This is a genomic window from uncultured Acetatifactor sp. (assembly GCF_948601915.1).
GTDB lineage: Bacteria > Bacillota > Clostridia > Lachnospirales > Lachnospiraceae > Acetatifactor.
Genome location: NZ_CAPDXS010000158.1, coordinates 1 through 11,530 on the forward strand (window position 1 = coordinate 1; position 11,530 = coordinate 11,530).

Below are 11,530 nucleotides of genomic sequence, written 5' to 3' on the forward strand. Positions count from 1 at the left end.
TGGAGTTCAGACGTGTGCTCTTCCGATCTCCTCCTTCCTCCGCCTTGTCCTGGTGCGGACATCAAGCACTGATTACTCGGGAATTCATGCACCGGTGTACTAATATCCCTGAAGCCATGCCTGTGAACGGCATGACATATATAAATATTCTGCATTGCATACACCACACAAGGAGAAAACGAAAATCATGCCCATGGAAAACACCTACTCTGTCCCGTATTTATATGAAACATTATCCGCCAAAGCACCTGGGCTCTCCCGGCCGCTGGCAGTAAGCGTCCCCGGCTCCAAGAGCATCACCAACCGCGCCCTGCTGCTGGCCACGCTGGCTCAGGGGACTTCCACCCTGCGGGGCGTCCTCTTCTCCGACGACTCCAGGCATTTCCTGAAATGTGTCCAGGATCTGGGATTCGAGACAGCTGTGGACGAAAGAGCCCGGACAGTCACGGTCAAAGGGGCAGGGGGCGCGGTCCCCCTCTCTGAGGCCAGCCAGCATGTGGGCAGCGCCGGAACCGCCGCACGATTTCTGACGGCATTCCTGGGGCTGAGCCAGGGGGTCTACCATATGGATTCCTCGGAACAGATGCGCAGGCGGCCCATGGCTCCGCTGCTGGATTCCCTGGCAGAGCTGGGCTGCGAAGTCTCATATGAAGGGAGCGGGGCAGAAGGGCGGATACCCCGGAGTTTTCCCTTCACGCTGCGGGGACACGGCTTCCGGAAGAACAGCATCTGCGTGAATATCGATGAGAGCAGCCAGTTCCTGAGCGCCCTGCTGATTGTGTCCTGTCTGTGCAGCCAGGATTTCACCACTGCCATAGAAGGCGCCCACGGGATGGCTTATATCGAAATGACCAGAAAGATGATGCGTCAGTTCGGCGTAGAGACCCTGAAGCAGGACGAGAGGACATTCCTGACTCCGGCGGGGCAGCATTATCGGGCGCTGGATTATCAGATAGAGCCAGATGTCTCGGCGGCATGCTATTTCTATGCCATGTGCCCGCTTCTGCGCATCCCGGTGAGGGTGGACGATGTGCACTTCGATTCCCTTCAGGGGGACGCGAGGTTCCTACGGACATTGGAACAGATGGGCTGCCGCGCCGCAGACACCCCCCGGGGCATCCTGCTGGAGCCTTCCGCGGACGGAATCTTCCACGGCGTCACGGCCGATATGTCCGCCTGTTCGGATCAGGCGATTACCCTGGCAGCCATCGCCCCCTTTGCGGAGAGCCCTACCACCATCACAGGGATAGGCCATATCCGTTTTCAGGAGAGCGACCGCATCGCGGGCATGGCTGCGGAGCTGACCAAGATGGGCATCCACTGTGAAGAGCGGTCAGACAGCATCACCGTCTATCCGGGCTCCCCGAAGCCGTCCACCGTGGAGACCTATGAGGACCACCGCATGGCCATGGGCTTCGCCCTCACCGGGCTGCGCAGCCCCGGCATCTCCATCTCCAATCCCGGGTGCTGCCGCAAGACTTTTGAGGACTATTTCGCAGTGCTAGACCATGCGGCGGATTGCCTTGCATCGACCTAATCGCATCGCCCTGAACCAGACAGGGCAACAGCAAAGCGGCTGCATATACCACCGGGTATCTGCAGCCGCTTATGTATATCGTTGCCGGCTAAAGCCGGGTTATCGCACTTGTATAGATGAAATCCGGGCCCCTATGCTATCTGGATGTGTTCTTTTACTCTCCGCATTTCTGACTCGAGCACATTCACACGGATAGAGAGCATTTCATTCTCTGCCCCTGCTTTTAATGCTTCATGCAGTTTTCGTGACAGATTATGATGCCCCTCTGCTACTTGCCGGATATTGGCGCGAATTTCATTCTCAATCGTCAGCTCAATGTTCCTGATATCCGATTCCAGCCGGTCAATCTTGGATTCCATCTGATCCATACGGGATTCCATCCGGTCAATCTTGGCTTCCATCCGATCCATGCGAGATTCCATCCGGTCAATCTTGGCTTCCATCTGATCCATGCGAGATTCCATACGATCCATACGGGATTCCATCTGATCCATCTTAGATAGGATTAGGTCTAATTTTTCACTATCTGTCATAGACACATTCCTCCTTTCCTGAAATTCAGTATAACACAGGCCAATCGCGGAGTCCAGCAAAATCCGCCAATATTTTCGGCTTATGGCAAACGCACCACGGCGACGCCGTATTCGGACAGTTCCAGGCTTCCATCCAATGTCCCGCCTGACAGGATATCCGTTCCCTTCACGCCGGGGATAGTGACGGACTCCTTCGTCCAGTTCAGATAGAACTCGTACACGCCCTCTTCGCCGCTTCTGACATGGCACTCCACGCCCCGGGGGAGTTTGCGCACTGTAATCCCCGCGTCCTCCATCATCCGCTGGAACAGCGGGCGCATGGCGGCGGCGCTGGTTCTGGCGGCCACATAGTAAGCCTTGCCCTCTCCGTGGCTCTTGCAGGTCACGGCGGCGCTGCCCCGGTAGAAGTCATCGGTGTAGGTGCCGAGCACGCGGGCATCCTGCACCCGCAAGATTTCCGCGTAGTCGAACACTTCCCAGTCCCCTCGCGCTTCGGGCCGGCCTTCCACGGACGCCGCTGCCCGGCAGGCTACGGTTTCTTTTGCAGATGCCGCTTCCTGGCAGGCTACGGTTTCTTCCGCAGACGCCGCTTCCCCGCAGACTCCGCTTTCTTTTGCAGATGCAGAGCCGCCCCGGAGGTTGTCCGCCGCGGCCGATTCCCGGGCGTCCTGCCGATTCCGGGAAGGGGTTTCCCCGGCCTGGGCAGGCATGGCCGCTCTGCCCAGAGCTTCCTCCGTCAGGGCGATGCCGTTCCTGTCAGTGGGGTACAGGGAATCGATCTCCTCGCTGACGATGCCGAAGAGGTCTTTCAGCCCGTCCCCGGGGAAGCCGCCCAGGTAGCAGAGCTGTTCGCTGTCCACATAGCCGCACAGGTAGGTGGCCAGGAGCTGCCCGCCCCTTTCCACGAAGGCTTTCAGATTCTGCGCTGTCCCGGGCTGCAGCATGTACAGCATGGGCGCCACCACCAGGTCATAGCAGTCCAGATCCTCGTCGGAGCCCACGATGTCCATGTCCACGCCCAGCCGGAAGAATTCCTTCCAGATGCCGATGCAGGTCTGTTCATATTTTTTGGTATTCCGCCCCAGCCCCTGCATGTCCTCGATGGCCCAGCGGTTGTCCCAGTCGAAGAGCATGGCGGCTCTCGTCTTCACCAGCGTTCCCGCTGCCGGGGCGATTTGTTGCAGCAGCTCCCCTACCTCCGCCACCTCTCTGAAGATTCTCGTGTCGTCCGTTCCTATGTGATCCACTACCGCGCCGTGGAACTGCTCGTAGGAGCCGCGGCCCTTCCGCCACTGGAAATACTGCACGGAGTCGGAGCCGCAGGCCACCGCCTGGAGGCAGGCCAGCCTGTGGATGCCGGGGCGCTTTACCTTGTTCACGTTCTGCCAGTTCACCAGGCCGGGGGCGCTCTCCATCATCATGAACGGTATGCCGCGTTTCAGAGAACGCATCAGCGCATGCTGGAAGGCGGTCTCAAAGGCGGTGTCCTCCAGGGTCTCCCAGTCGTTGTGGAAGGGGGGATAATTGTCCCAAGACACCACGTCCATGTGGGGAGCCATCTTCCGGTAGTCCAGCCCGCCGAACATGCGCATCAGGTTGGCCGTTACCGGGATGTGGGGGGTGACGCTGTGGAGCACATCGGCTTCCGCCTTCATGAAATCGTTGGTGTTCCAGGTGGTGAAGCGCTTCCACTCCAGGTTCAGGCCCATGACGCTGGTCTCGCCGTGGACGAAGGGGGGCTCTATCTGGTCGAAATCGTTGTAGCGGTGGCTCCAAAAGAAAGTCCACCAGGCGCGGTTGAGCTTTTCGATGTCATTGTCGTACTTCTCTCTCAGGTATTTACGGAATTTCGTTATGCAGTGGTCGCAGTAGCATTCCCCGCTGAACTCGTTGGAGATGTGGTACATGATCACGCCGGGATGGGAGCCGAACCTCTCCGCCAGCTTTCTGTCTATGAGGGCCACCTTCTCCCGGTAGACGGGGGAGCTCATGCAGTGGTTGTGGCGCCCGCCGTGGTGCTCCCGCATGCCCATCTGGTTCACCCGCATGGCCTCAGGGTATTTTGCGTCCAGCCAGGCGGGGCGGGCTCCCGAGGGCGTGGCCAGCACGGTGTAGATGCCGTTCTCGTAGAGCCTGTCTATGATCTGCGCCAGCCAGTCAAAATCGTACTTTCCCTCCTGGGGCTCCAGCACAGACCAGGAAAAAATGCCTACGCTGGCGCTGTTGATGCCGGCCTTCTTCATCAGCTCCACGTCCTGCTCCAGGATGTCCGGCCTGTCCAGCCATTGCTCGGGATTGTAGTCGCCGCCGTGGACGAAGCCGCCTATCTGGGGGAATAAAATCTTCTTCTCCATATGTGGATATCTCCTTATTTTTATTTATTATAGCGCTGTTTCCAGTATAGTCCCCTTTTCCGCAGAAATCAATATGGGGACGGTTCTCATTGCATCAAATCTTTGTTCCCGGCTTAAAAGAATCCCTCGGCATTTCTAAATTTTTTCTTAACACTACTGCAGTAGTGTTGACAATCCGACAAGAAGGGTGTAATGTATATCCAACCAGAAACTACTGCAGTCTTATGGAAAGGAGAATCATAATGGATGTGAAACTTTTCGATTCAGAATTGAAGGTAATGTGTGTGCTTTGGAGCGAGGGCGACACCACGGCAAAACATATATCTGATGTTCTGAAAAAAGAAATCGGCTGGAACATGAACACCACCTACACACTGATAAAAAGATGTATCAAAAAGGGGGCGATTGCGCGTTCCGAACCGAATTTCATGTGCCATGCCCTTATTCCCAAAGAAGAAGTACAGGAAGCGGAAACAGATGAATTGATCGACAAGATCTATGACGGTTCCGTGGACAAACTGTTTGCAGCCCTGTTAGGCAGGAAGAAGCTCTCCGCTGAACAGATCCGGAAGCTCAGGCAGATTGTGGACGATTTGGAATAGAGGTGAAGCAAATGAATATACTGCAAATGAGCTTTTCGGGGGCTGTCTTTATTACCGCGGTAGTGATTATCCGCGGGGCGGCGATCCATAAGCTGCCGAAAAAGACTTTTCTTGTTCTATGGGAACTGGTGATGTTCAGGCTGCTTATCCCGTTTTCGATTCCGTCCGTGTTCAGTGTTTATACGTTGGCAACCCATAGCATATCTTCTACAACATGGCCGGAAACCGGGACAGGTTACGACATTCCTACCATGCAGGGGCTGTTTGTTGCAACACAGGGAGCGGAACGGCCGCCAGCGGATGTTTCACCGTCTGTTTCTGTTTGGTTTATGGTATGGTGTGCGGGAATCCTGCTTACCGGGTTGTTTTTCGTAATATCTTATCTGCGTTGTCTGACGGAATTTCGGACAGCTTTGCCCGTCCGCAGCCATTATGTGGAAAAGTGGCTGGGGGAGCGCCCATTGAAGCGCAGGATTTCGGTAAGGCAATCTGACAGGATTTCCGCCCCATTGACATATGGCATTTTCCGTCCGGTTATCCTCCTGCCGAAAAAAATGGACTGGAAAAATGAAAAACAGCTGCAGTATGTCCTCTCCCATGAGTATGTGCATATCTGTCGCTATGATACTGTAACAAAGCTGGTTGCGGCACTTGCCCTTTGTATCCATTGGTTCAACCCCTTTGTGTGGGTGATGTATCTTCTTTTCAACCGTGATATAGAACTGGCTTGTGATGAAAGCGTCATCCGGCAATTGGGAGAAAAATCGAAATCTGCCTATTCGCTGATGCTTATCGACATGGAAGCGGCCAAAAGCGGTCTGCTGCCATTTTGTAACAGCTTTAGTAAAAATGCAATCGAAGAAAGGATTACAGCGGTTATGAAAACGAAAAAGAACTCATTATTTGCAATTTGTATCGCCGCGGTGCTCATTGTGGGCGTGACCACCGCTTTTGCCACTTCCGCAGCGGGCATGGGAGAAACGGATGCAATCCCTGACACGGATTTTTCGGATTCTGCGGATTTTTCAGATTCTTCAGATTTTTCGGATTCTTCAGATTTTGCGGATTTTGCGGGCTTTTCGGAGGAAGAATTCGACAAATTGCTCGCCTTGCGCTTTGACGGTTATGAAGATATGAGTGTTTCGGAATTTCAAAATAAAGTATGGGAATTGACAGATACGGAAGAATATCGTGATTTGTTGGAGAGGTTCTCTCAAAATACGGCTCTCTATGAACAAAAGGACAGGAATGAGATTGCGTCTTTTCTGTTCTACACATTAGAACCCCTCACGGCTGAGAAGTGGCAGACACGGGATTTTGGAGGAGGCATAGCAAGTGATCATCCCGGCGCTTCTGATAATGCCATGCTGGAATTTGTTTTCAGCCTTACCATTCAAAATGCCGATACGCTTACTGTCGGCGAGTACAATGCCGCACGTTTGGGCGTTGCGGGCGGGTTGCGAAATATCATGCACGGCAAGACGAAAGAACAGTTGCGGAATCATTCCTTCATGCAGGAAGCCATTGATGCAGAAATAGAAGAGCTGAATGAGAAATGGAATACAGATAAACTGCGGATTTCCGTGGAATATTCCTTCCTGCCCCTTTCGGAACTGGATGCCGGAGAGGGTAGGCAGGAAAATGTACAGCAAGGACAGGAGCATCGGGAATATCCCAATGGCACAGAGGAAGATTACCGTTCCTTATTGGATTTGAGAACAGCCGATTACCAGAGCAGGTCAGTTGCGGACTTTAACATGGATTTGCTGGAATGGGCAAATGAAAGTTATGAACGGATGGAACGGATCAATATTGATACTGCCCAGCAGGATTTTTCCGTGAACCTGGACAGTGACGAGCTTTCTTTTGTAGCAATAACCGCATGGCTTTCCGGAGTGGAAAATGGAAAATATGTGCAAAGCATTAACACGGGACGGAAAGAGGAAGACCCTATCCTTAATCAATATCTTCCGTCAAAAACAGCGGAAGAAAACGGATACGGTGCATGGTGCGATCTGTTCTACCCATTTTCCTATCATATCGCAGACAAAAAGACGCTCACTGTCGGAGAGCGGGACGCTTGTATCAGCAATATGATAAGTGAGATACAGGATTTTTGGAACGGAACGGATATCGATGAAATGTTAGGTATGACAGAAGGTGATATTGTAGGCAAGCTGAAAGAGATTGCAGCGGAATACAGCAACGATGACATAACAATTATCATTCAGGAAGATTCTGTCAGTTTTGAAAAAATGGACGAACGGGGCAGGGCATTTGATTGACAGGGGGAACGGGGGAGGCTTGTGGCTGTGGGGAGGTGTACTGCTCCGCGATTTCACTTGCCGTGAGACCAGACTGCATAACGCTGACTGGTGACTGGTTGAATCCCATGATTACATGAGACAGTATTCCGCGGTATGCGATATAACTGCTGCCATTGTCCTTTGATTCCAGGGTGCGCGAAGCGGCTCCTGGCAATCAAGCCTGCAACGCTGCGGAGCTGAAAGCGTCCTTCGGACACTTTGGTATTTGGTCTTCGCTTCGGTCGGTGCTAATCATGCGCCTCCAGCGCTACGCACCCCTCGCGGCATTCGCCTGCTGGCCAAGCCAACACTTTGTTGGCTTGGCAGACAACGATTGCTTGGCTCATTGCTGGCGGGAATCAAAATCCCTGTCCGCTGGCAGCAGTTATCCATAGGCAGTTCCTTCCTGAGGCCGTCAGTGGAACGTGTCCACGCTGTAGTCATGATAATGGAAGCCGAACCACCGCCCTGGCATGTCGCCGGGGAAGCGGGGGGCGTCATAGGTGACGAAGCCCCCATCCGGCGTCAGAGCTTCCGGGGTATAGCGGCGGGTGTGCTCCAGCAGGAGCTTCCAGAGCCGTTTGAAGACATCTCCGTATTCAGGCACGGCGGAAAGGTCATGCCGCTCCATGGGATCCCTGTCCAGGTCGAACAGCAGGGCGTGGCCGCCTGTGGCGGAGTAGACCAGCTTCTTCTTCCCCTCCATGACGCAGAAATTCCGGTTCAGGCTGTTGCCGAAGAAGACTCTGTCTTCCGGCAGGTCAGATACCGCCAGCAGGTTCCTTCCCGAGCGCCCCTCCGGGCAGTCCTGCCCCGCCATGGCCAGGATCGTGGGGTAGATGTCCGCCAGGGTCACAGGGCGGTCGATCCGGACATTGCGGGGAATCCCCAGTTTCCGGGGCAGCCCCCCGCCCTGAGGAAGCCCCGGTCTCTGGGAAATCCCCGATCCCTGAGGAAGCCCCGGTTCCTGAGGAAGCCCCGGTTCCTGAGGAAGCCCCGGTTCCTGAGGAAGCCCCAGTCTCTGGGGCGGCATGATCAGCAGGGGCACATGGGCGCTGCCCTCGAAGAACAGGTTCTTCTGGGACATGTGGTGGTCGCCCAGCATCTCCCCGTGATCCGAGGTGAAGATCACCCAGGTATCCTTGAACAGGTCGTTCTCCCGCATGGCCCCGAAGATGCGCCCCAACTGGTAGTCCACTTGGGTGATGCAGGCGTAGTAGGCACGGCGGCTGGCCTGCTTCTGTTCGGGGCCCAGCAGGTGCATGTTGGTATTCTCGTAAGCCCCCGCCAGGAAGCCCTGGGGGGTGGACTCCACAGTTTCCGACCAGTCCCCGGTCACAGGCTCCGGCAGGGGGATGCCGTCATAGATTTCCCAGAAGTTCCGGCAGGGGTCAAAGGGCGGATGGGGCTTGGTGAAGCTGGCCCAGAGGAAGAAGGGGCGGGTGGAGTCCCTGGTCTCCAGGAAGTCGATGGCCTCGTCGGCTATCCAGGTGGTGATGCTGTCCTTTTCCTCCACGGTGGAGAGCACGGGCTCCATCTCGCACTCCCCGATGCCATGGACTTTCGGGCGGGCCAGGGGCTGCTTTTTATCATATTCCCGCATGTAATCCAGGGGCAGCTTCATGTGTTCGAAGCCGTAGTGGGCTCTGGCGGGGTCGAAGTGCATCTTCCCCTTGGCGCAGGTCTGGTAGCCGGAATCGGTCAGCAGGGCGGCCAGAGTCGTGCGGTTTTCCGTACATTTCTGCATGAAGGCCGCGTGGGAGCCGTTGGAGGTCACGCCGCTCTCATAGCCCTCCAGTCCGGTCATGATGGTCGTGCGGGAGGGCACGCAGATGGGGCATCCGGCATAGCAGGAAGTGTAGCTGGCGCCCATGGCGGCCATGTAGTTCAGGTGGGGCGTGAAGATGCTCTGGTTCCCCCAGGCGTTCACGGTGTCGAAGCGCTGCTGGTCGGTGGTGATCAGCAGGATGTTGTCTTTGGGCATGTTGGTCTCCTTTTTTTCATAAATATCGTATCTGTAATCCGTGCACCGTCAGTCGCTTTCCGGCGTCTCCTGCAGCCCCATGTAGAGGAATGTCTGTTCGTCTCCCTTGGCGATGCAGAACATCCCGCCGGCCTGGGATACGGAATCCGCCGGATATCCTTCCGTCACCTTATCGAAATCCCGGTCTACAAGATACGCCATGCCGTCCTTTTCCAGCACAAGGGCATATCCCTGATAAAATCCGGAGCAGTCGGCCCATTCCGGGGAGTCCACCCGGTTGCCCTGCTCGTCCAGATAGAACCATGCCTCTCCGTCGCTTGCCGTATAATACCCGTCTCCCGCCAGCTTGATATACGGATATTTCGCCAGCACCAGCTCCTGCTCATTGGTCACATCCCCTGACGCATCCGTCTGGGCTCTGGAGAAATCAATGAGGAAATCCATCTGCTCCTCCGTACCGTCGTACGCGGATCCCCGCAGCACCAGGCTGGTTCCCCTGTTGATGTACCATTGGCCGCAGTCATAGTAGGACTGGGGCCAGAAGTCATAGATGCAGTCAACCGGATCTCCCTCCAGCGAATACATATCCAGCTGTATGGAGTCCCCCGCATTCAGGTCATGTATCCTCAAAAGAGAGGCCTCCAGCCATGGCGTACCCACTATGTATCCGTCCCTGGCGCTCTGCACCGGGCACCCCGGATCATACCCAAATATAGATGTGCCCGCCGAGCCGTTGGAGGAAAAAGTGGCGTAGGCCCCTTCTTCCGTCACCTCTATGGCCGCCCCCTCCGCGCGCATTTCCTCTACCCAGATTTCCTGCAGACGCGCTTCCTGCTCCTCATCCGTCCATACAATGGTTCCGTCCTTCCTGACCCGGTGCATGTTCAGATCGTCCGCGTCGGAATACAGAAATTCTCCATCCTGCAGGCCGGTGATGCCGATGCCGTACCCGTAACCGATCAGCTCATACCTCTGCTCCAGCTCAATCCGGGCGGTCTGCCTGCCCTCCGCGATATCATAACAGCATACCTCCGGCTTCCCTGCCTCATTCATATGTCCGTATGTGACCGCATTTTCGGAAATGCCCATGCAGATAAGCTCCTGCACCTCCAGGAGCACATTTCCCTGTCGGTCAAAAACCGTGGCGTTTTCCCCGTCTCCCAGGGCGAACTGCCCCTGGTCGTTGGGCGTGCGGAGATAGGAAGAATAGCTGTTGGGGACAATCTCCTCCCCCTCCAGATCCACGGCGCCGTACAATCCGTCCCGAAGGGTCACAATGACGCCTCCCGGCGCGTTTCCGTTCACAAACTCCAGACTGGCCTTGTCCGTCCGGATGACCCCCACTGCCTGTTCTCCCTCAGGCTCCTCCTGGCCCGGGGCATCCTCTGCGGTGCCGTCCCCGCTGCCCTCCCCGTCAGCGTCATCCTGCTGTACAGGAGCCAAAACCTCCGAAATCTTTTCCTGCATCTTTGGATCCTTCTCCAGCTCCGTCCTCACAAAGTCAGGAATCCCCTCCTCCGTGAACTGTTCCAGGGCAATCTCCCCCTTGCCTTCCTTCCATACCGCCTGGGCCCACTGGCCCGCGGCCACCTCCTGGGAGGCGATTACCTCTTTGGTATCGGGATCCGTTATGCTGCACTCCACCACGCCTTCCAGGATGTAAACCCGCAGATGCTCCTCATCCGGAGCCTCCACCCAGCCGCAGGTCCCCCGGATTCCCACTACCATGTTGGAATTGCGTATGTACATGGTCTCGTCCTCCTCCAGCGGCTCCGTCACCTGAAAGAACAGGCTCCCCGCATCCAGTTCGATCTCCAGCTCCTTTCCTGACTTCCGGATGCCGATCCGGCTGTTCTCGTCCATCTTCGCCAGCTTCACGCTGTCCAGGTCGATCCACAGATACCCTTCCTGCTCCGTCCCCAACAGATAGCCGCTGTACAGATTCATGTCCGCCACGGGCTCCAGCTCCTTCTCCTCGTTGCGGACGAATGTCTCGCCTTCCGTTCCCGCAAGCTTCATCGTGGTAGCCGCTGCCTGATTTCCGCAGGCGGCGCCCAAAACCATCAGCCCCAGCGCCACAGCCATCCCTGCAATGCGCGTCATCTTCTCTTTCATGGAAACCCTCCCCCTATCATCTTCCTGGTATTTTCGCTTTCTGCATTGTACCAAGCCACTTACGTGGCAGCAAGTTCTAAAAATATTTTCTCCTAAATC

General features: G+C 55.7%; 7 protein-coding genes. 3 read left to right on the top strand and 4 right to left on the bottom strand.

Features of this window, described 5'->3' with window-relative positions; all coding sequences use genetic code 11:
* Positions 1–187: 187 nt before the first annotated feature.
* Positions 188–1,537 carry a 3-phosphoshikimate 1-carboxyvinyltransferase gene (gene aroA, locus Q2B33_RS20435; RefSeq protein WP_300566727.1) on the top strand — a complete coding sequence of 450 codons (1,350 nt, stop codon included), beginning with the start codon at positions 188–190 and terminating at the stop codon, positions 1,535–1,537.
* Positions 1,538–1,668: 131 nt separating this feature from the next.
* Here aroA and Q2B33_RS20440 read toward each other — a convergent pair whose 3' ends face one another.
* Both Q2B33_RS20440 and Q2B33_RS20445 read right to left on the bottom strand, forming a co-directional pair.
* Positions 1,669–2,070: a hypothetical protein gene (locus Q2B33_RS20440; protein ID WP_300566730.1), complete on the bottom strand. Its 402-nt coding sequence runs from the start codon at positions 2,068–2,070 to the stop codon at positions 1,669–1,671.
* A gap of 80 nt (positions 2,071–2,150) precedes the next feature.
* The gene (locus Q2B33_RS20445) at positions 2,151–4,424 is read right to left on the bottom strand and encodes a beta-galactosidase (protein ID WP_300899103.1); all 2,274 of its coding nucleotides are present in this window, start codon (positions 4,422–4,424) and stop codon (positions 2,151–2,153) included.
* Between the two features lie 242 nt (positions 4,425–4,666).
* On the opposite strand from Q2B33_RS20445, the gene Q2B33_RS20450 reads away from it, so the two are divergent.
* The gene (locus tag Q2B33_RS20450) at positions 4,667–5,026 is read left to right on the top strand and encodes a BlaI/MecI/CopY family transcriptional regulator (protein WP_300566736.1); all 360 of its coding nucleotides are present in this window, start codon (positions 4,667–4,669) and stop codon (positions 5,024–5,026) included.
* 11 nt (positions 5,027–5,037) lie between these two features.
* Positions 5,038–7,311 (top strand): M56 family metallopeptidase, encoded by a 2,274-nt coding sequence (locus Q2B33_RS20455; protein WP_300566739.1) that lies wholly within the window; start codon positions 5,038–5,040, stop codon positions 7,309–7,311.
* A 436-nt stretch (positions 7,312–7,747) separates the two neighbouring features.
* On the opposite strand, the gene Q2B33_RS20460 is transcribed toward Q2B33_RS20455, so the two are convergent.
* Positions 7,748–9,316 carry a sulfatase-like hydrolase/transferase gene (locus tag Q2B33_RS20460; protein WP_300797882.1) on the bottom strand — a complete coding sequence of 523 codons (1,569 nt, stop codon included), beginning with the start codon at positions 9,314–9,316 and terminating at the stop codon, positions 7,748–7,750.
* Between the two features lie 48 nt (positions 9,317–9,364).
* Positions 9,365–11,431 carry a FecR domain-containing protein gene (locus tag Q2B33_RS20465; RefSeq protein WP_300566745.1) on the bottom strand — a complete coding sequence of 689 codons (2,067 nt, stop codon included), beginning with the start codon at positions 11,429–11,431 and terminating at the stop codon, positions 9,365–9,367.
* Positions 11,432–11,530 lie beyond the last annotated feature (99 nt).